This is a genomic window from Desulfuromonadales bacterium, from assembly GCA_035620395.1.
GTDB lineage: Bacteria > Desulfobacterota > Desulfuromonadia > Desulfuromonadales > DASPGW01 > DASPGW01.
In genome coordinates this window covers 1-20,784 of sequence record DASPGW010000186.1, presented here as the reverse complement: position 1 = coordinate 20,784, position 20,784 = coordinate 1, and the positions used below count along the sequence as shown (strand labels likewise).

The 20,784-nt window shown below is 63.1% G+C and carries 19 protein-coding genes; 6 read left to right on the top strand and 13 right to left on the bottom strand.

The window, feature by feature from the left end; all coding sequences use genetic code 11:
- Positions 1-861 (top strand): AsmA-like C-terminal region-containing protein (locus VD811_10100; GenBank protein ID HXV21323.1); only part of this gene is annotated, 861 nt, incomplete at its 5' end.
- Positions 862-886: 25 nt separating this feature from the next.
- Here the strand turns inward: VD811_10100 and ubiE are convergent.
- Complete coding sequence (gene ubiE / locus VD811_10095) at positions 887-1,600, bottom strand: bifunctional demethylmenaquinone methyltransferase/2-methoxy-6-polyprenyl-1,4-benzoquinol methylase UbiE (protein HXV21322.1); 714 nt, start codon at positions 1,598-1,600, stop codon at positions 887-889.
- Positions 1,601-1,762: 162 nt separating this feature from the next.
- On the opposite strand from ubiE, the gene VD811_10090 reads away from it, so the two are divergent.
- Together VD811_10090 and VD811_10085 are read left to right on the top strand one after the other, a co-directional pair.
- The gene (locus tag VD811_10090; protein HXV21321.1) at positions 1,763-2,152 is read left to right on the top strand and encodes a (deoxy)nucleoside triphosphate pyrophosphohydrolase; all 390 of its coding nucleotides are present in this window, start codon (positions 1,763-1,765) and stop codon (positions 2,150-2,152) included.
- A 418-nt stretch (positions 2,153-2,570) separates the two neighbouring features.
- Positions 2,571-3,377: an IclR family transcriptional regulator gene (locus VD811_10085; GenBank protein ID HXV21320.1), complete on the top strand. Its 807-nt coding sequence runs from the start codon at positions 2,571-2,573 to the stop codon at positions 3,375-3,377.
- Between the two features lie 50 nt (positions 3,378-3,427).
- Here VD811_10085 and VD811_10080 read toward each other — a convergent pair whose 3' ends face one another.
- Together VD811_10080 and VD811_10075 are read right to left on the bottom strand one after the other, a co-directional pair.
- Positions 3,428-4,702: an exonuclease SbcCD subunit D gene (locus VD811_10080; GenBank protein HXV21319.1), complete on the bottom strand. Its 1,275-nt coding sequence runs from the start codon at positions 4,700-4,702 to the stop codon at positions 3,428-3,430.
- Between the two features lie 114 nt (positions 4,703-4,816).
- Complete coding sequence (locus tag VD811_10075) at positions 4,817-5,803, bottom strand: hypothetical protein (protein ID HXV21318.1); 987 nt, start codon at positions 5,801-5,803, stop codon at positions 4,817-4,819.
- A gap of 216 nt (positions 5,804-6,019) precedes the next feature.
- Between VD811_10075 and VD811_10070 the strand changes: the two genes are divergently transcribed.
- Positions 6,020-6,940: an MBL fold metallo-hydrolase gene (locus VD811_10070; protein HXV21317.1), complete on the top strand. Its 921-nt coding sequence runs from the start codon at positions 6,020-6,022 to the stop codon at positions 6,938-6,940.
- 51 nt (positions 6,941-6,991) lie between these two features.
- Here VD811_10070 and VD811_10065 read toward each other — a convergent pair whose 3' ends face one another.
- From VD811_10065 to VD811_10050, 4 genes are all read right to left on the bottom strand, one after another.
- Positions 6,992-7,576: a superoxide dismutase family protein gene (locus tag VD811_10065; protein ID HXV21316.1), complete on the bottom strand. Its 585-nt coding sequence runs from the start codon at positions 7,574-7,576 to the stop codon at positions 6,992-6,994.
- Between the two features lie 170 nt (positions 7,577-7,746).
- Positions 7,747-8,058, bottom strand: coding sequence for a MoaD/ThiS family protein (locus VD811_10060; protein ID HXV21315.1), 312 nt, complete (start codon positions 8,056-8,058; stop codon positions 7,747-7,749).
- A gap of 86 nt (positions 8,059-8,144) precedes the next feature.
- Positions 8,145-9,623 carry a DUF2779 domain-containing protein gene (locus VD811_10055; protein ID HXV21314.1) on the bottom strand — a complete coding sequence of 493 codons (1,479 nt, stop codon included), beginning with the start codon at positions 9,621-9,623 and terminating at the stop codon, positions 8,145-8,147.
- Between the two features lie 219 nt (positions 9,624-9,842).
- Positions 9,843-13,004 carry a methylmalonyl-CoA mutase family protein gene (locus VD811_10050; GenBank protein ID HXV21313.1) on the bottom strand — a complete coding sequence of 1,054 codons (3,162 nt, stop codon included), beginning with the start codon at positions 13,002-13,004 and terminating at the stop codon, positions 9,843-9,845.
- Positions 13,005-13,330: 326 nt separating this feature from the next.
- Between VD811_10050 and VD811_10045 the strand changes: the two genes are divergently transcribed.
- Together VD811_10045 and cobO are read left to right on the top strand one after the other, a co-directional pair.
- Positions 13,331-14,386, top strand: coding sequence for a TAXI family TRAP transporter solute-binding subunit (locus VD811_10045; GenBank protein HXV21312.1), 1,056 nt, complete (start codon positions 13,331-13,333; stop codon positions 14,384-14,386).
- 39 nt (positions 14,387-14,425) lie between these two features.
- Positions 14,426-15,007 carry a cob(I)yrinic acid a,c-diamide adenosyltransferase gene (gene cobO, locus VD811_10040; GenBank protein HXV21311.1) on the top strand — a complete coding sequence of 194 codons (582 nt, stop codon included), beginning with the start codon at positions 14,426-14,428 and terminating at the stop codon, positions 15,005-15,007.
- 274 nt (positions 15,008-15,281) lie between these two features.
- Here cobO and VD811_10035 read toward each other — a convergent pair whose 3' ends face one another.
- The 6 genes from VD811_10035 to VD811_10010 all read right to left on the bottom strand — a co-directional run.
- Positions 15,282-15,437 (bottom strand): hypothetical protein, encoded by a 156-nt coding sequence (locus VD811_10035; GenBank protein ID HXV21310.1) that lies wholly within the window; start codon positions 15,435-15,437, stop codon positions 15,282-15,284.
- 166 nt (positions 15,438-15,603) lie between these two features.
- A complete protein-coding gene (locus VD811_10030; GenBank protein HXV21309.1) occupies positions 15,604-16,170 on the bottom strand; it encodes a helix-hairpin-helix domain-containing protein in 567 nt (188 codons plus the stop codon).
- Positions 16,171-16,173: 3 nt separating this feature from the next.
- A complete protein-coding gene (cimA, locus tag VD811_10025) occupies positions 16,174-17,745 on the bottom strand; it encodes a citramalate synthase (GenBank protein ID HXV21308.1) in 1,572 nt (523 codons plus the stop codon).
- A gap of 79 nt (positions 17,746-17,824) precedes the next feature.
- Entirely contained in the window at positions 17,825-19,057 is a 1,233-nt protein-coding gene (locus VD811_10020; GenBank protein HXV21307.1) for an aspartate kinase, read from the bottom strand.
- 62 nt (positions 19,058-19,119) lie between these two features.
- Entirely contained in the window at positions 19,120-20,538 is a 1,419-nt protein-coding gene (gene lpdA / locus VD811_10015) for a dihydrolipoyl dehydrogenase (GenBank protein HXV21306.1), read from the bottom strand.
- Positions 20,535-20,784, bottom strand: a 250-nt coding sequence (locus VD811_10010; protein HXV21305.1) for a tRNA (adenosine(37)-N6)-threonylcarbamoyltransferase complex ATPase subunit type 1 TsaE, incomplete at its 5' end; no start/stop codon positions are given. The genes VD811_10010 and lpdA, both read right to left, overlap by 4 nt.

The window sequence follows — 20,784 nt, the reverse complement described above, 5'->3', positions numbered from 1 at the left end:
AAAGTCGCCGTACTGATCGACGCCCGGGTCAGGGAAGGGATCCTGGGGCCTTTGCATTTCCAGAATGCGGAGGGAAAAATCGGCTTTGCTGACGGGAAGTTGACCATCTTCCCGCTCCATTTCGATGCCGGCGCCGGCCGCTGCACCGGCCAGGTGGAAGTCGACCGGCTACCTGACGGCTCGTCCCTGCTGAAGATATCCGGGCATCTTGAAAACTTCGATGCCGCGGCCCTGCAGCATGAGCTTTTCAAACGGCGGGGTCTGATCACCGGCACCTTGAAGGGGGACTTCTACCTGGAAGGGGAGCCGGGGAGCAAGTTCCTGAAATCCTCCCTTGGCGGCTTCAGCCTGCAGATCAAGGACGGGGTGTTGCGCAAGTTCCCGTTTTTGTCCAAGGTCTTTTCTCTGCTCAACGTCTCGCAGATACTGACCTTCAATCTCCCGGACATGTCCCAGGAGGGGATGCCCTTCAACCGGCTGAAAGGCAACTTCAACCTGAGCAAAGGCATTCTCTCCACCGACGACCTGTTCGTCGACAGCAACGCCATGAACCTGTCGCTGGTCGGCGACGCCGACCTGGCTGAACAGAAGCTGGATCTGGTGCTCGGCGTCAAACCGCTGCGGACGGTGGACAAGATCGTCACCCGTATCCCGATTGCCGGCTGGTTGCTGACCGGCGAGGAAAAAGCCCTGATTACCGCTCACTTCGCCATCAAGGGGAAAAGCGACGATCCGGAGGTCACCCCCATCCCGATCACCTCGGTTTCGGAGAAGGTTCGGGGAATCTTCAAGCGGGTTCTGGGGCTGCCCGGCAAGGTCGTTACCGACGTCGAGGAACTGTTGCAGGGGGGGAAAAAATAGCGACTGGCAGGAGCGGGAGAGTCTGTCAGGCGGGACGGCTACCGACGTAGACCGTGGCAATCCCGAAGGTCAGGTCAAAATGTTTCAACTCCGTAAAGCCGGCCTCGGCCATCAGTGCCTTGAAGGTCGACTGGTCGGGAAACTCCAGAACCGAATCCGGAAGGTACTGGTAAGCGCTGCGCTGGGAAAGAAGGCCGCCGAGAAAAGGAAGAATGCGGCGAAAGTAGAAATAGTACAGGGCCTTGAACAGGCGGCTACGCGGATTGGAGAACTCCAGAATGACCGCCCTGCCGCCCGGTTTCAGCACACGGCACATCTCCCGCAGGCCCGCCAGACGATCGACCACGTTGCGGATACCGAAGGCGATGGTCACTCCGTCGAAGATACCAGAGGGGTGGGGCATCGATTCGCAAGGCGCATTGACCAGCAGGATGCGGCCGCGATAAGGTGATTTATCAATCTTCTCCCGCCCCCTGACGAGCATCCCCTGGGTAAAATCCTCGCCGACGATGCGCACCGAGGCGGGGGTGCGCGCGGCGATCTCGAGTGCCACGTCACCGGTTCCGCTGGCGACATCGAGCACCCGGCCCCCTGCGGGAATCTGCAACTGGCCGACGGCGAAGGTCCGCCAGCGTCGATCTATGCCGAGCGACAGCAGGCGGTTGAGCAGATCGTAGCGGGGAGCAATGGCATCGAACATGTCGCGAATGCCCCGCCCCTTTTCTGACAGCTTGTACATGACTCCGTCTCTCCCGCTGGCTTCAGAATCCCGACCGAAGTCGGCGGGTCATCTATTACCATATCCCGGCGCGGCCTGTCAGCAAAAAACCCTTTGGCCGCCGACAGCGAAACGGTATACTGAGCCGTCGCACCTACCATTTCAGCTCCCCAAGGTCAATCGATGCAGCCTCTGGTCGTTACTGCCGCCGTCATCCGCAACGATGATTCCGTCCTGATCACCCGTCGGCCCGAAGGAAAACCGCATGCCGGCATGTGGGAATTCCCCGGCGGCAAGCTCGACGGCAACGAATCACCCCGCAACTGCCTGCGCCGCGAAATCCTCGAGGAACTGGGCCTGGAAGTCGCCGTCGGGGATATCATCGAGACTGCCTACTATCGCTACGACTGGGGGCCGGTGCTGATTCTCGCCTTTGAGTGCCATCCTCTGGCCGGCGAAATCCGCAACCTGCAGGTAGCCGAGCACCGCTGGGTCGCGCTGGAAGAGCTCTCTTCCTTTGCCCTCCTGCCGGCCGATTACCCCATCGTCGAAAGGCTTCTTCGCAGTCGTTAAAGCTTTTTCCCTGTCAACCCTTCAGCACCTGCGTCCTTGCCCTCGCTACAAGCACCCGCTCCGTACCTGCTAACGCCCACCTGTCGACTGCGCTTACTCCTCGTGCCTTTTGCTCGAAAAGCGTCGATACGCCTTCAAGAATTAGAACATTATTTTTATAAAAAAGACAAAAAGATGTCGACGATAGTCATCAACAAAAATTAAACACTCATCATGCGAGCAATTTCCCGTAGATATCCGGCTTTTCTTTTGCAATAACAAGTAATTATCAAATTAGACCATGTTTGCGGCGAGGTGAAAATCTTTGTTGACTTAAATAAAACGTCGTATTATTTTTTATGCACTGTCTTCATATCAGCTGCCGCCCGCAACTTCGCAAGCGGGACGGCGCCCCTTCGCACAGCCCAGGAGATCTCTCTTGACCAGCCGAGAAAAAGATTCCTATTCCATTCATTCCGTCGAAAACGCCCTCGACCTTCTGGAGGCGCTCAGCGAGGAGACGGATGAATTCCGCATCTCGCATCTGAGTGAAAAACTGGGCATGAACAAGACCAGCGTTTTCCGACTGCTGGCAACCTTCGAGAACCGCGGCTTCGTCGAACGGGAAGAGACCTCTGGGAAGTATCGCCTCGGTCTCTCCATCTACGAGATGAGCCAGAAGTTTCTCTCCCGCATGCGGCTTCTGAGCAAGGCTCGGCCAGTGATGGAACAAATGGTTCGCCAGTGCAACGAGAGCGCTTATCTCGCGGTCCGGCGCCACGAGGAAGGCCTCTTCCTCGACATGGTTGACAGCGCCCAGAAGGTCAAGATCGTCTCCCTGGTCGGGCAACGCTTTCCCCTCGCTTCGACCGCCGCGGGAAAGGTATTCCTCACCTTCGGCGAAAATACCGGCACGGAAGAGAAAGGGCGCGCCGCCAAGACAGCTCCTGCCGCAGCCGTTGCCGAGGAACTGGCCGCCATCCGCCACAAGGGGGTCTGCATCGATCAGCACGGAGTCGGAGAGGGAATCACCAGTGCCGCCGTTCCTCTGTTCAACGGCACCGGAGAGCTGGCCGGCGTGCTGGCACTACTCGGGCCGGATTTCCGCATGCCGGCGGAGAAACTGGAACACCAACTGCTCCCCCTGCTCAAGGAGACGGGAGAAATCATCTCATCCAAACTCGGGTATATGGGCCATTACCTGCGGAACGGAACCTCCCAAAAGGAGCATGCCGTTGGAAAATAAATGGCTGGCGTCGCCAGCCACAGAAACACTTGGGAAACCAGGCAACACGATTACCCACCCCCTGCACCAGAGCGCTCCGTAAACTGCCCCAGAAGCCCCAGCAACTCTTCCCCGTCGACATCTCCCTTGAGCACTTGATCCCGGATCGCCAGAGAGAGTTCCACCAACCCAGCTTCCCGTCCCTGGTACTCGCTTTTCGCCCCGACCAACTCGCAGAGCACATCACGCTCGATTTCAGCCAGGCTCCGCTTGACTGATTCCCCCTCCCCGCTGCGGACAACCAGGGAGAGGTGGTTGCGGATTTCCACGTGCAGGGGACGAGCGATCTCCTCCAGCGCCAGGCGCAGGCGCTCGCGACCGAGTTCGAAAGGATGGAAACGGACCCGGCCGGTGAGTTTGAGGTCGAGCAGCGGTCGGCGCGCCTCCTCCTGGCCGGCGCACCGGACCGCCACCTGTTCGCGGAAGCGCGACAGGGCCGACTCGGCATCCTCTGCTCCGTCGAGGTCGATAATCGCCGATAGCATCGGCCGGGGGTCGGTGCGGTGGAATTCATGGACGAACCCGCCATCGGCGGCGGTCACCAGGTAATACCCCTTGTCATAGCGCTCCTCGCCGAAATTGACCCTCTCGGGTGAGCCGGGGTTGAAGGCGTAGGGGCGGCCGTCGGGGGTGGCAACGACGTAGGGCTTGTGACCGTGGCCGAGGGCGACGTAGCCGAAGGTGTCGGCGAGCGGGAGAGCCTCCGCCGGCTGCATGTTGCCGATCTCCACCGGCGAATACTGCCAGATGCCGACGTGAAAGAGGAGCAGATTGTTCTCCGTGGTCACCGCCTGGCAAATGCGCGGCACGTGGCTGCCGGCCTGGGCACCGAGGTAGCCGAGGCCGTAGATGTTGAGTCCGCCGATCTCGAGGTGCCCTCCCATGCCGGTCGCCTCGTCGAAGGGATCGAAACGATAGCCGCCGTCCCCCGTGCGCGCCGGGCGCAACAGGCGCAGATAGCCCATCTGCGAGAGCGCCTCCAGCCACGAAATGCTGTCCCGACGATGGATCCAGTCGTGGTTTCCCTCGACGGCGATGCAGGGGATACCGGCGTCCTTGAGCGGCTGCAGTATTTCGATGGCCGCGGCGAAGGTCCGGGGGAGAATCTGCCCCGTGTGGAAGAGGTCGCCGCCGATGAGGACGAAGTCGACCTTCTCTCGAACGGCAGCGGCGACAATCCCGGCCAGACAGCGGAAAAAGTCCGCGAAGCGCTCGGCCTCGCCTGGGGAGTTACGGTAGGTCTTGCCGAGGTGGATATCGGCGGTGTGCAGAAAGCGGATCGGCATGGTCCAGTCCTTCTGAGGGTGTTTTCCTGCCGAAGATAGCAAGCGAGGACGGTTTCGGCAAAGGAAAACCTCAGCGGCACCGATCCTCGCCTGCCGTCTGCGGACAGACACCCCTCACTCGGCCCGCACCGCCCCGACCTTGTTGACGCCGCTGCAGGCGATGAAGAGATCTCCCTGCGGCGTCGCTACCATGTGCCGCACCACCCCGCCGCCGGAGGGGATGGGCCAGATCGCGAACTTCCCGGTCTTCGGGTCGAAGCGGACGATGGTATTCGGCTCGGCACCCGATTCGCTGTACCAGACGGCGCCGTCTGGCGTGGCGGCCATTCCGTACGGGGCAGCCCCCTTGCCGGCCGGCGACGGCCATTCCACCACCTGGCCGCTCTTCGGGTCGAGCCGTCCCAGATAGCCGCGGGCGTAATCGGTGTACCAGATCAGGCCGTTGGAGGTGACGGCGATCCGCCGTGGCCGCGCCCCTTCCGGCAGGAGATATTCTGTAATCTGCAGAGTGGCGGGGTCGATGCGGCCGATCCGGTTGGTCCCGAACTCGCAGAAGAAGGGAACCCCCTGCGGGTTCACAATGATCCCGTACGGTCGTGAACCGGCGGTAGGGGAGCGCCTGAGGTCGACCTTCCCGGTGGCGGGATCCAGCCGCCCGACGAAGTTGCCGCGCTGGACAGTAAACCAGAGGATCCCGCCAGCGTCGAATACCAGAGTGTGCGGGTCGTCGGCGGCCGGGTCGGGCATGGGATACTCGGTCACCTCGCCGGTGCCCGGGTCGAGCTTGCCGATGTACCCCCTGGCGTTGGCGGTAAACCAGATGTTTCCCTGCCGGTCGGCCACCAGCCCATGGGGGCCGGAATCGGGAGTCTTCAGCGGGTACTCGCGCACCTGCCCGCTCTGCGGATCGAGCCGCCCGAGGGTATTGGCGCGCATCCCCGTGTACCACAGCGCCCCATCCGGGGCAACGGCCGGATCGTGGGGAAAGGAGCGGGGCGTGGGGACGTCCCACTCCTCGATGCGCACCGCAGCTCCCGATGCCGCCAGGCAGAGGCAGGCCGTGCACAAGGCCAGAACGGAAAAAAGTGCTTTGGCTTTCATCTGATCGGTCCTCCTTTCCGGGGATATGCCGGGAGTTTATCTGGAGGAATTATAGCACCTGCCGGTAGACGCAAGGACATCCATCAAGCTTCCAGGTGCCCCGCAATCCGCACATCGGACGTTGACAAACCGCTTTTCACCACGCCACAATCAGAACCGCGAGCGGCCCGAACGGGGCCGGATATCGGCGTGTACAACACTCTGCAAGGGGATTGCATGAACCTCGACAACCTGGTCTGCATCGACCTCGACCAGCCGGCCCTTGAAGGCTTTCGCACATTCATCAGCGCCTGGCTCTGCCGGGGAGACGGCTTCACTCTCCTCGTCGACCCGGGGCCGCTATCGACCATCCCTTATCTGCTTCGCGAACTGCGCCGGCTGGGCGTCGAACGCATCGACTACGTGCTGCTGACCCACATCCACATCGACCATGCCGGCGGCACGGGTGCCCTGCTGCGCGAATTCCCCGAAACGCGGGTGATCTGTCATCCCGAGGGGATCCGGCACCTGATCGCGCCGGAGAAGCTCTGGCAGGGGTCGCGCAAGGTGCTGGGGGGACTGGCCGAAGCGTACGGGGAGATTATGCCGGTTCCGCAGGAAAAGATCGGCTTTGCAGAGAAAATCGGCGAGACCGGCGGGCGCGCCTTTCTCACGCCGGGACATGCCCAGCACCACTGCTGCTACCTGCTGGGCGATCTGCTCTTCGCCGGCGAGGTGGCCGGGGTGCGCAGCGAGGTTCCCAAGGGGATTTACATGCGCCCCGCCACCCCGCCGCGTTTCCTCCTGGAGGTCGCCCTCGATTCCATCGACCGGATGATCGCCCTGGCGCCCCGCCGCATGGTCTTCGCCCATTACGGCCAGGTCGACAATGCGCTGGAGCATTTGCAGATCGGCCGCCGCCAGCTCCTTCTGTGGGTCCAGGGGGTGGCTGCAACTGCGGCGATGCCGGAGTCCCGGCGCGAAGAGGTGTTCTTCAGCTGGCTGCTGGAGCAGGACGAGGTTTACCGAAACATCACGCAATTGCCGTCCGACATCTTCGCCCGCGAACGCGTTTTCCTCGGCAACACCCTGCGGGGAATGCTGGAGTATGTGCAGGGCCTGTCGCCGGCAGAGCTGCAGCAGCTACCGCAGCCTTAGAGGGTAACAGAAAGACAAAGGGGCCGGCCCGGTCTTGCGGCGGGATGGGGACTATTCCCCGCTCCGAATGACGCCGCAGGCCTGCCGCGGACCCGCGTTTCCGGTCGGCTGCGTGCTCAGGTCATCGGGTTGGGCATGCACGATGACGGATTTGCCCACGATAGAGTTCGGGCCGCCCAGAGAGAGGACCGGATCCACCATCTCGTAATGCGCCTTGCCTTCCGCATTGGCCTCCAGATTCCCCAGGTCGCCCGCGTGGCGCTTCGCAGGAGGGCTTTCCGGAGCGCCGTGCGGGGTGTTGCCCGGATTGAAATGCCCGCCCGCCGAAGAGGCGTCCGGAGCACTGCAGTCGCCGGTTTGGTGGATATGGAAGCCATGCTTGCCCGGCGTCAGACCCTCGATATCCGCGACGACCCGTAGCCCCCCATTTTGGGAAATGAAGGAGACTTTGCCGGTTGCCTTGTTGCCCTCGGTCGGCTTCAAGGCAGCCGCCGCCCGGGCGGGAGGCGCTTTTTCGGTTTTCGCTGATTCTGCCGGAGCGGCAGGAGTCTGGCCCTTGCCCCTGACACAGGCCGCGAGGGACAGCAGCAGGAAGAGCACGAATGGAAAAATCCACCTGCAAGACACCTGACTCATGAGACTTCTCCTTTCGAAAGCAAGCGCACTTCCGGCCATCAACTCGACAAATCAGCGGTTTCCGAGACCAAATTAACGCCGATTTCCGCTTTGTCAACAGGTGGCAGCGAAAACTTCCCGGGCCTCCTCAGCGCTCCTTGCCGCGACTTCTCTGCTCCAGGCTTCGGCCTTCAGTCTTCGTTCCCCCTGGCCTGTCCGGCCCGGTGGACGCCCAGCATGAAGCGATGCGGACCGGGAACCCCCGTCGGGACAAAAGCGACCCGGTCGCCGGGAAGAATGAGGTGGTCGATGTCGTAGACAATGGCGTTGACGAATACCCCCTCGATTTTGTCGAGAGGCAGGTCGAGCTCGCGGGCGATGTCCCGGGCCCGGCGTCCCTCGGCGGGGACAAGGACCTCGGCGATAGAGGCCAGGCCGCTCCCCTTGCGGAGCGTGTGCAGGACGCCGAACATCCGTACGGTGACGGTCGATTCCTTGGACAAGATGGTCTCTCCTTTCCTTGGCCCGGCCGCGGGCCGTGCTGTAAATCGCCGGAGGCAGCGAGCCGGTTGCCGACCCGCTCCCGGCTTCAGTTCAATTTTTTCAACTCGTCAAGAATCCTAACCATCGCCCAGGTATCGAGCCGGCAATACTCCAGGAGGTCCCGCCGGATCTCGGCCACCCGCACCGGGTCGTCCGTCGCACCCATTTCGTGCCAGGCGAGCATCGCCATCTGCCCGTCGGCCACGCTCAGCCCCTCATAAGAGAGGTCCGGCACCAGGGCCGGCAGGACTTTCTTGATCGAGTATGACCCCTGCATCGGCCAGCGGTAGACGTCACGCCGCTTGAACGGCAGCATCAGATCGCGCACTTTGGCAAGGAGCGCCTCAGTGGCCGGAGCCAGGTCGGGGAATGCGACCGCCAGCTCGCGGAGTACTCCTGTCTCGAAGGCCTGGTTGTAGGTGAGGACACAGGCTCCCGCAGGAATCTCGGCGAGCAGCCGCTCGGCCAGTTCCCGGCGCGGGTCGCGCCCCGGCGCCGCCAGAAACTCGTGATGCTCGGCTTGCGCTCCTTCCTGCAGCTGAATGTGCAGTGAGTATTGAAACGGGACTTTCTGGTAGGGGCGAACGCCGTCGAAGGGGGGGATGGGGGTATCGAAGGTCTCGAAGTCGAGGTGGCAGAGCGGGTACCAGAGGCTCTCGAGAAAGGTCCGGACCCGCTCCGGGTGGATCGTATCCTGCCGGCCGAGAGTGGCTTCCGCCTCGAAACGCTGCTTATCCTTGAGGCGGTCGAGCGGGACATCCTCGAGGCGAACGAACCCCGCGTAGTAAAGGGCGAACTTGTCGGCGGCGCTGCCGCTGAGGGAGAAGACCGACTCCTCGGGGATGTGCCGCCAGCAATAGGGAATGAAGTCGCACTCGTAGGGGTGGGTGCACCAGGGGCCGATGTCGATGGACGGCTCATGGCTTTCGGTCAAGGTCGCCCGCAGGCGCTCGACCAGTTCCGGCAGCCCGCCCTGGCGGGCGAGAACCGCCTCGGTCACATCTTCGCCGGCGAAGAGACGCTGGACGTCGAGCGCACCCTGGCGCACGTAGCTGTTGTCGATGTGGACGAGAAAGGCCCGGGAGACCGAAAGCCCGGAGCGGGAGAGCACGTGATACTGAATGGCCACATCGTCGAGGTTGATCTCCTTGACGGCAGTCGCCATCTTCACCTCGTGGATCTCCCAACCGCTGCCGGCACGCACCAGGATGTCAACTTTTACGAAAATCCCATCCCAGGCGAAGGAGGCTTCGTAGATGACTGCTGTCCCGGCCTCGATCAGCTCGCGGGTCCTGGCCACCTGCTCGCTGACCGAAAGCTCCGCGTAGGGTACCTCGACGCCGCCCGGGAAAAGCCGCTGGGCAAGCAGACCGACCTCGGTGCCGGTCCGGTAGCGGGCCTTGCGGGAGGGTTGCGGGGGGAAGACGAAATCGGGCGGGTTTTTGGCCAGATAGAGGGCTTTGACGCACTGGATCCCCTTGAGGATGAGGGATTTGCTGAGCCCGGAACCGGCGGCAGAAATCAAGATGTCCTCCCTACGTCAAGCTGCACCCTGCTCCGGCGCTTATAGCATGCCGGCGGCGCGCCTCCAACGATTTTAATTCTGGAAAAGGCGGTTTCGCGCAATGCTCGCAAAGAACGCAAAAACATCACGAGAAGTATTCAAATTTCATTGCGACCTTGGCGCCATTGGGGGAGCAAGGGGTCCGGTCCCGTGCTTTACAGGCAAATCCCAGAGTCGGCGTCAAACCATCTTCCGGTAGCGCCCCCCCACCTCGAAGAGGGTCCGGGTGATCTCCCCCAGGGTGGCATGCCGGACGGTCTCGAGCAGCTCGGCAAAGACGTTGCCGTCGCCCAGGGCCACCGCCTTGAGGCGCTGCAGATAGAGCGGGGCGTCTTCGGTGTGGCGCCGGCGGAAATCGCGCACCCGGGCGAGTTGCCGCTCCCAGTCCTCGGGCCCCGGCCGGATGACCTCGGAGACTCTGGGGTAGCGGTCGGGATGGCCTGCGGGAAGGGTGTGGACGTTGTAGCCGATGATCGGCCGCAGCGGGGGGCCGGGGTGCTCCGGCGTCGGCGGGCGGCGCTCCCGTTCGTAGCGGGCGGAGTTCTCGGCGATGCAGCGCCGCTGGTACCCCTGTTCGGTGGCCGGCCCCACCCCGCCGAGCTGGTCGAGGCGCTCGAACTCGGCGAGGACCCCTTCCTGGACCTCCCGCATCAGGGTGCGGAAGGCGTAGGAGCCGGAGAGGAGGTTCTGGATGACGAAGGCCTCGGCCTCCTCGCGCAGGTAGCCGGGAATCAGCGCCGCCTGCCGCACGTATTTCTCCCCGGGGGTGGTCATCGGCTCGTCGGCCGCGTCGACGTGGAGCGAGTTGGCGTTCGCCAGCAGCCCCAGCAGGGCGTGGTAGGTTTGGCGCAGGGGGTTGAGGCTGTCCCACTCCTCGGCCTGCAGGGCCCGCCCCGAGGTCTGGGTGTGAAACTTGAACCGCTGGGAGCGCTCGCTCCCCCCGTAGACGTCGCGCATCGCCACCGCCCAGAGCTTGCGGCAGACCGCGCCGTAGGCGAGCCATTCGGCCTCATGGGAGACCTTGAAGAAGAAGGAGAGCTGGGGGGCGAAGGCGTCGATGGCCAGGCCGCGGGCGAGGAAATGCTCGACGTAGGTGAAGCCGTTGGCCAGAGTGAAGGCGAGCTCCTGGATGGGACTGGCGCCGGCCTCGCCGATGTGGTAGCCGGAGATCGAAAGGGAGTAGAAGCGGCGGACGTCGTTGGTGACGAAGTATTCCTGGACATCCCCGAGCAGGCGGATGGCGAAGTCCGGCTGGAAGATGCACTCGTTCTGGGCCTGTACCTCCTTGAGGACGTCGGCCTGGAGCGTCCCGCGCAGCAGGCCGAGGGTCCGCCGCCGCAGGGCGGCGCGCTCCGCCTCGTCCAGGGGGCGGCCGAGCTGCCGCGCGGCGCGCTCCTCCTCGAGTTCCTGGGCGGCCACGAAGTACATGGCGAGGAGGATCGGGGCCGGCCCGTTGATGGTCATCGACGTGCTGATCTCGGCGATATCGAAGCCCCTGAGGACCAGCTTCATGTCTTCGTAGGAGTCGATGGAGACTCCGCCCTCACCGATCTTGCCGATGCTCCCCGGGTCGTCGTCGCTGTCCGCCCCGTACAGGGTGGGACCGTCGAAAGCGATGGAGAGACGCGGCCGGGCGACCCCCCGGTTGAGCAGGTGCAGGCGCTGGTTGGTCTCCTCAGGGCCGCGCAGCCCGGCGAACTGGCGGGTCGTCTCCCCGGCGGAGAGAGTGCGCAGCGGGTAGATGCCGGTGGCGAAGGGGAAATCCCCCGGCAACCCCTCCTCAAGGAGAAAGCGCAGCGATTCGGCCCGGTCGGCGGGGTCGGGCAGGGCCACCCGGGGAAGACGCAGGCCGTTGGGCGTGCGGGTCCACGGCTCGGTGCCGAGCTTCTCCGCCGCCCGCGCGGAGAGCTCCTCCCACCTCTGCGGCCAGTTCTCCAGAAGCTGCCGGCAGCGCGGATCGAGGGGCTCGAGACGGCCAGGGTCCTGCCGCACCAGGTCGAGCTGCCCGGCGGTCCAGCGGTCATAGTTCCGGATCGTGCGGACGATCTCGGCGAGATAGGCGCGGCGGCCGTGGGGAACGAGGGCGGCCTGTCGGGCGTGCCGGAAGATCTCCTCCCCGGCGGTGGGCGCCGGAGGCGGCCAGCCGAGCCGGCCGCAGAACTCCGCAAAGAGCCTGTCTACCCCGGGATCGCGAGCGGTTTTGGTCATCACCCCGTGCAGGGCCTCTTCCCGCCCCAGCCGGGCCAGGAGGGTGCCGAGTTCCGCGAAGGCCGACTCGGAGCCGGGAAGATCGACCTTGTTCAGCACCACCAGGTCGGCCTCACGCAGCATCTGGTCCTTCTCCAGTTGCAAGCCGCTGCCGTATTCCCGGGTCTTGAGGTAGAGGACGAGATCGGCCCCCAGGGGTGCCAGGTCGAGGCCGGTCTGGCCGGTGCCGGGGGTTTCGACCAGCACCAGATCGAAGCCGGAAGCGCGCAGCAAGGCGGTCATTTCGGCCAGGGCGGGGCTCAAGGGGAGGTAGGGGGAGCCGGTGGCGACGCTGCGCATCAGCACCCGCCGGTCGTAGACGGCGTTCATGCGCACCCGGTCGGCGAGCAGGGCGCTTCGGCTGTCGCCGCTATCGAGGGTCGGGTCGTTGGCCAGGACGGCGAGGAACTTTTCGGGGAAGGCTTGACGCAGGCGCAGGACGAGTTCGTCGATGAGGGTGCTCTTCCCGGCCCCCCCTTCTCCGGTGACGACCACCACCGGCGTTCGGCTCCCGGCCCCCTGCGCCAGGAACAGCCGGTAGCCCTCCGGCGCGTCACTGGTGGCGGGTCCGTTTCGCCAGCGCGTCTCGGCGAAGGCGAGCAGTCTGGAGAGGGCAGCCGGCTCACGGGCGGCGGCGCGGGCGAGGGTTTCCGCACCGGGCGGCTCCGGTTCGGCGGGGGCCCCCTTTTCGCACAAGCGGCCAAGGAGATCGGCGGCCACGGCGTCGAGGGGCTGGCCGGGACCGTAGATGCGCGCCACGCCCGCCGCCTCCAGGGCGGCGATCTCCTCGGGCAGAATCGTCCCGCCCCCACCGCCGAAGAGGAGGGGCGAGGGGGCGCTCCCCTCGCCGAGCAGGCGCAGAAGATGGGGGAAGAACTGCATGTGGCCGCCGTTGTAGGAACTGACGGCCACCGCGTCGGCTCCTTCCTGCAGCGCTGCCTCGCTGATCTGCTCCCCGCGCATGTTGAAGCCGAGGTAGATCACCTCCACCGACCACGGGCCGGTGAGGAGGGCGCGGTTCAGGGCAAGCACCGAGGCGTCGTGGCCGTCGTAGGGAGCGACGGCGGTGAGGATGCGTACAGGCCGGCTGTCCATGGTCTCACCCGATTCGTTTCAGGCCCCGGGGGTAGCAGCTGACGGCGAGCCGGGCGCAGAACAGTCTTCTCTCGCATGCGTATATGGCCATCAAACGGTCTCTCCTTTCATCCGGCGAAGTGTTTTTCTTGCCTCGAAACCATGGCCTTCCTGTCCATTATACCTCCCGGTGAGGGTTTGCAATGCTGGGCGCGGATGAGGCATTCTGGCGGCGGCTCTTCCTTCGCCGAGTTGCTCAGGACCGTCTGCCTTGCCGCCCTGGGCCAGGGCACACGGACTTTTTGCGAAGCAGGGTGGGGCGTCGGCGAAAAATGGTTTAGAATGGTATGAAGAGAGAGTTCATCGACCGGAACGGTCGGAACGAGGATCGGAAGGAGGCTTTCGTGGTCAGAGCGTCTTGCAGACGGGGAACTCGGTTGGGATTCTCGCTGTTCCTTGCGCTCGGCCTGATCCTTGGCGGCTGTCGGGAACCGCGTGAACGAGTAATCTTTGAAGGGGGACCGGAGGGCGGGACATTCTATATCTTCGCCGGGGGGATGGCTAAGCTGTTCGAAGACGCCATCCCCGGCACCCGCATCACGGTGCAGCGTTCGGGGGGGTCGGTCTACAACCTGTTGCGCGTCGAATCAGGCAGCTCGGGAATGGCCATCGTTTATGCAAACGATGCCCTGGCCGGGGCCAGGGGAGAGTTGCCGAACTATCCCCGGCCGCTCTTCAGCGTGCTGGGGGTGGCCAGGCTTTACGGTGGCAGTGCCCACCTGGCCGTCCCCAGGGACAGCCCTTGCACCTCCCCCTTCCAGTTGAAGGGGAAGCGCGTCGGTGTCGGCTATTCCGGCTCGGCGACAGCACTTTCGGCCGAAAAATTCTTCCGCAGCCTGGGGATGTGGGAGTCGATCATCCCTGATTTTTCCAGCTACGATCTGGCGGCGACGGACTTCAAGGACGGTCGGCTCGACGCTCTATGGCAGATGGTCGGCTTTCCCAGCCTCTCACTGACAAAAATCAACCGGGAGACGCCTATCCGTCTTCTCGACCTGGGTGAAGCGGCGCGGGAGGCGGGTTTCTTCCAGAAGCATCCCGCCTATACCCCCGCCATCATTCCGGCCGGAACCTACCGAGGGCTTGACTATCCGGTGGAGACCTTCCAGGACCAGGCGTTGTGGGTCGCATCGGCCGGTGTCGATGAGGAATTCGTCTACCGGGCGCTGACGGTCCTCTTTTCCGAGGGTGGGATGCGCAATCTGAAGAAGGTGCATCCGATTGCCGGCGACCTCTCCATGACCGAGGGGGGGCGGATTGGAGTGCTTCCCCTGCATCCGGGAGCGGCACGCTTCTGGAGCGAGCAGGAAGAGGGGCCGGAGTTCGTCCTGCCGGGCCCCTGAGGGACCACAGATAAGACGCCATTTGCACGGAGGCAACAGGTGGCAGACAAGGGATCAAAACCGCTGAAGATAGAACGGCTGGAGCCGAAAGTGAAAACGGGGCTGGTGGTCGTCATCACCGGCCACGGCAAGGGGAAGACCACCGCCGCCCTGGGAATGGCCCTGCGGGCCTGCGGGCACGGCCTGCGGGTCTGTATCATCCAGTTCATGAAGGGGGACCTCTACGCCGGCGAGTGGGACGGGGTGAAAAAGCTCGCCTGCGAGATTGAGCTCACCGCCACCGGCAAGGGATTTTGCGGCATCCAGGGCAACCCCTACCCCTTCGCCGAACACCGGGCCAACGCCCAGGAGGCGATAGCCATGGCACGGGAGAAGATGGAATCGGGACGCTTTGACCTGCTCATTCTCGACGAAATCAACAACGCCCTGCACCTCAAGCTTGTCGATCTCGAGCAGGTCCTCGACCTGCTACGACGAAAACCGTCCCTGCAGCACCTGGTACTCACCGGCCGCGACGCCCACCCCGAGGTGGTCGAAATGGCCGACACGGTGAGCGAGGTGCGCGAGATCAAACACGCTTTCCGGAAGAACATCGAACCCCAGCCCGGCGTCGATTACTGAGGTGCGCCGACCCGCCGCACCACTCGCTTCCTCTCGGAGGCGAGGTGGCTGCGGCTGGCATGGGGCATCGCCCGACTGTGCTTCGCGAAGCGGCGGGAAGCCGACCGGGTGCAGATCTTTGCCATCCGGCTCAAGGACCCGGAGGCAGACAGTTACTGTGCCTAAAAAAGGAATTGAAGCGGGATAGCGGGGCCTTGTCGACGCAGAAGGGCCGGGGAAGCTACTTCCCCGGCCCAAAAAGATCAATCATACGGCCTGCCTGAGTCCTGAGCGGTCAACCCAGGAACAGGTTATGGTTGCGGGCACGGTTGGCGAGGATCGTCGGATCGAGAACTTCACCGCAGGCACAGCACTTCCATGCATCGAAGGAGCGAACGAAGTCGTAATACTTTTCGGCGTACATTCTTCCTTTGCATTTGGGACATTTCATGATCTGTTCCTCCTTTTTATGTGATCAGATGTCTGACTGGCTGCGTCCGGTTGGTATCTACTACCTATTTCACCAGTCGTGCCAGCTTTATCCTGAAGGAGGGAATAAAAATATGACCAGATTTATTATCTTATAGTTTTCCTCTGTTTTTCAAGTACTTAAAAAATCAATCCGGCTCCTGAAAAAATCTCTTCCAGCCGGCCAGACGCTTCGGTCCGATACCCTTGACCCGCTCCAGCCCTGCCAGCGAGCCAAAATCGCCATTTCGTTGACGCTCCTCTTCAATAGCCTGGGCCATCCTGGGGCCGATGCCGGAAAGATCTTCCCAATCGGCGAGGGACATGCGATCGGGATGCAGAGGGGTGCCCAGCGCCATCCGCTGTGCCGCCGGCATCCAGAACCTTTTTATTTCAGTCACTTCACCATCGATTACGACAATATTTAAAGCCTCGCCGTCGGCAAGGGAGGGAGTCAGGCATGGATTTTCCGAAAGTCCGGAGCGGATCGCCAGACCCGTCATTTTGATGACGCCTTGCACCGTGACATCGTCAGAAAATTGATGAACACCGGGCATATGAAATCCCGCTCCCAGCAACACGGCGATTCCCTGACGTTTATCCACAGAAAAGGCCGGGGGCTCTTCCCTGTCGAGGAAGAACACCCGGCCGTAGGCGACGACGAGGCCGAGCAGCAGCAGCGCCACCAGCAGAAGGGTGCCGCGGGGCGGTTGCACCGGCTAACGTTCCTGGTCCTTGATCAACTTGTACTGCAGGGCATCGACCAGCGCCTGGTAGGAAGCGTCGATGATGTTGTCCGAAACCCCCACCGTCCCCCATCGCTCGAACTTGTCTCCCGACTCGATCAACACGCGGGTCACCGAGGCCGTCCCCTTGCCGGCGGGCAGCACCCGCACCTTGTAATCGAGCAGCTTCATCTCCTTGAGCTGCGGGTAGAAGTTTTCCAGCGCCTTGCGCAGAGCGTGGTCGAGAGCATTGACCGGACCGTTGCCTTCGGCGGCGGTGTGTTCGATCCTGCCGCCTACCTTGACCTGCACCGTCGCCTCGGAAGAGGGCATCTCATCCTCATGCCGCTTGGTGTCGATGACCCGGAAACCGATCACCGAGAAGTGATGGCGCAGCGTCCCGAGAGCCCGGCGCATGAGCAGTTCGAAGCTCGCCTCGGCCCCCTCGAACTGGTACCCCTTGTTCTCCATCTCCTTGATCTCCTCGAGAATCTCGAGAGTCACCGGGTCCTTGCTGTCGAGGTTGATGTTGAACTGCTCGGCCTTGGCCAGAATGTTGGAGCGCCCGGAGAGGTCGGAGACCAGCACCCGGGTGACGTTGCCGACCTTCTCGGGGCGGATGTGCTCGTACGTTTCGGGGTGACGCTGAATGGCCGAGACGTGCACGCCTCCCTTGTGGGCGAAAGCCGAGTTGCCGACGTAGGGCTGGTGCTTGCCGGGGACCAGATTGGCCAGCTCGTAGATGGTGCGGGAGATCTCCCGCAAGCGCTTGAGCTGGTCGTCGCTGACGCATTCCTTGCCCATCTTGAGCTTGAGGGCCGGAATGATGGAGCAGAGGTTGGCGTTGCCGCAGCGCTCCCCGAAGCCGTTGATCGTCCCCTGGACATGCACGATGCCGTGGGCCACGGCCACCAGGGAATTGGCCACCGCGCACTCGCCGTCGTTGTGGGTGTGGATGCCGAGCGGCGTCTTGACCGCCTTTTTGACCGTGGCGAGAATCGCCGGCAGCTCGTGCGGCAGGGTGCCGCCGTTGGTGTCGCAGAGAGCGATGCAGTCGACCCCCGCCTGCTCGGCCGCCTGCAGGGTCTTCAGGGCGTATTCCGGATTGGCCTTGTAGCCGTCGAAGAAATGTTCGGCGTCGTAGACCACCTCGGCTACATGCTTCTTGAGATACTCGAGGGAATCGAAGATCAGTTCGAGATTTTCATCGAGGCTGATGCGCAGGGCTTCAAAGACGTGAAAGTCCCAGGTCTTGCCGAAGATGGTGACCACGTCCGGCTGGGCCTGGATCAGGGTGCGGATGTTGTGATCCTTCTCCGGCGTCGTCTGCGCCCGGCGGGTGGAGCCGAAGGCGGCAATCTTCGCCTGGTTCAGCTTGGCCTTCTGGATATCCTTGAAAAAAGCGATATCCTTCGGGTTCGACCCGGGCCACCCTCCCTCGATGTAGTGAATCCCCAGCTCATCGAGTTTATGGGCGATGCGGATCTTGTCCGCCACCAGGAACGAAACATCCTCCGCCTGGGTGCCATCCCGCAGGGTCGTGTCGTACAGCTTGATCAGGCTCATTTCTTCATTCCCCTTACGTGCAGGGGCGCAGCATGCTGCGCCCCTACATGTCACACGTCACGCGTCACGCCCCGCGGATTTATTCCGCCTTGACGTCCTTCTTGGCCAGACCGAAGGCGTCGTGCAGCACGCGCACCGCCAGTTCGGTGTATTTGGCGTCGATAATACAGGAAACCTTGATCTCGCTGGTGGAGATCATCTGGATATTGATCCCTTCCTGGGAAAGGGTCTGGAACATCTTGCTGGCGACACCGGAGTGGGAACGCATGCCGACGCCGACGATCGACACCTTGGCGATGCTCTCGTCGGAGGAAACCCCGCTGGCGCCGATGTCCTTGGCTGTTTCTTCGACGATCTTGAGGGCCTTCTTGAAGTCCGCCTTGGGAACGGTGAACGTCAGGTCGGTGTACCCCTCGTGGGAGACGTTCTGGATGATCATGTCGACGGTGATGTTGGCGTGGGACAGGGGCGAAAAAAGTTGAGCGGCAATCCCGGGCTTGTCGGGAACCCGGAAGACGGAAATCTTGGCTTCATCCTTGTTATAGCTGATCCCCGAAACCAGAACGGCTTCCATATCGGCATCCTCCTTCATGACCAGGGTCCCTGGATTGTCGTTGAAACTCGAGCGGACGTGGACGACCACATTATATTTCTTGGCGAATTCCACCGAGCGGATCTGCAGCACCTTCGAACCGAGCGAGGCCAGTTCGAGCATTTCCTCGTAGGAGATCTTCTCCATCTTCGAGGCGTCGGGAACAATCCGCGGGTCGGTGGTATAGACCCCGTCGACGTCGGTGTAGATCTCGCAGACGTCGGCCTTGAGCGCCGCCGCCACCGCCACCGCCGAGGTATCGGAACCGCCGCGGCCGAGGGTGGTGGTGTTTCCCTCCTTGTCGACTCCCTGGAAGCCCGCCACCACGATGATGGTGCCGTTCTTCAGATCCTCGCGAATCTTCTTGTCGTCGATCTTCTCGATGCGCGCCTTGGAAAAGGCGCTGTCGGTGAGGATCGGGATCTGGTGCCCCATGTAGCTCTTGGCCTTGTACCCCATCGACTGCAGGCACATCGAAAGGAGGGCGATGGTCACCTGCTCGCCGGTGGCGACCAGCACATCGTACTCCCGCTCACTGGGAAACTCGCACGTCTCGTTGGCGAGCGCCACCAGCTTGTTGGTCTCCCCGGACATCGCCGAGACGATCACCACCACGTCATTGCCGTCGTCGTAGGTCTTGGCCACGCGCCGGGCGACATTGCGGATCCTGTCGATGGTACCGACCGAAGTCCCACCATACTTCTGCACAACCAGGGCCATATCGGCTTTTCCTCCTTTGTTTCGAAAAGCGGCCATTGCGGTCGCGAATTAGCCTGCCTGTCCTACTTGCGGTCGTCCCCGGGACGGCCCTTCGCCCGGCGCCCAATCTTGTGCACGGCCTCTCCCACCGTATCCTCGGCCGCTTCCTTGAGCATTTCCGGGAGGGTGGGATGCGAGTGGATCAGTCGCCCGAGCTGCGCTGCCGTCATCTGCTGCTGCATGGCGACGGCCACCTCCGCCACCAGGGTCGATGCTTCCTCCCCGACGATGGAAGCGCCGAGAATCCGGCCGTCCCTGGCGGCTGCGACGATCTTGACCGAACCACGCGTCTCACCGGCGCACAGGGCCCTGCTCGAAGCCTGGTAGGCAAAACGGCCGATGTCGACGGCCACCCCTTTCGCCTTGCAATCCTCCTCCGTAAGGCCGACTTCGCCAATCTCCGGAAGGGTGAAGATGGTGCTCGGGACCACCCGGTAGTCGGCCCGTTCGTCGCCGCCGAGAGCGTTGGCGACGGCAATCTGCGCCTGATAGGAAGCAACGTGGGCGAGTTGGATGCCGCCGGTCACATCACCGATGGCGAAAACCCCCTCGGCGCTGGTACGCATGCCCGCATCGACCACCACAGCGTCCTTCTCGAGCCGGATGCCGGCCTCGGCAAAGCCGAAACCATCGCTGTTGGGCCGGCGACCGACCGCCACCAGAACCTTCGCCGCCCGGATCTTCTGGCCGCCCGAAAAGCTGGCGGTGACACCGTCGTCGTCGATCTTGAGCGATTCCACCGCGGTTTCGGTGTGGATGGCGACATCCCGCTCCTTGAGGGCCTTTTCCACCTCTCGGACCGCCTGGCGATCACTGCGGGTCAGCAGGGCCGGCAGTTGCTCGACGATAGTGACCCGGCTGCCGAAGGCGGCAAAAATGCTGGCAAATTCGCAGCCGATATAGCCACCGCCGATCACCAGCAGGCTCGTTGGAAGCTCTTTAATAGCAAGAATTTCATTACTGGTCAAAACATTTTTCCCGTCCACGGGTAGGGTTTGCGGACAGGTGGGCAACGAGCCTGTGGCGAGAATGATTTTCTTCGCACGGATGTGTCCGGTAAGGTCGGGACGGCGGATGCGAACCCGCCCCGGTCCTTCCAGGGAAGCTTCGCCGTGGAAGACTTCGACGCCGTTCCCCTTGAGCAGTTGCTCCACTCCGCCTACCAACCGGGAGACCACCTCGTCCTTGCGACTGACTGCCCGGCCGAAATCGAAACGCGGCTCACCGACCTCGATGCCGTGCGCGGCCGCCGAGCGGATCGCCTGCAGCAGATGGGCCGTGCTGTAGAGAGCCTTGGTCGGGATGCAGCCACGGTTGAGGCAGGTGCCGCCGACCTTGTCCCGCTCCACCAGACAGACGCAGGCGCCAGCCTGGGCCGCCCGGATGGCAGCCACATAACCCCCGGGGCCGCCGCCGATGACAGCGATGTCGAACTCTTTCATTGCCCGCCTCCCCTTTGCTGCCAGCTGCGTCGCAACTGCTCGATAAGCCGCACGCCCGTCCCGTTCCCGGGCGCGAAGGTCAACCGTCGGGCATCTTCGCCGGCATGTTCGAAGTGGACCGACAGGGTTGCCGTCTCCCCTGCGGAGAGCCGTTCCGCCCACTCCACCACCGCCACCCCGCGGCCGGGAAGAAATTCGTCCATTCCCATCTCGATCAGCTCATCGGCATGGTCAATGCGATAAAGG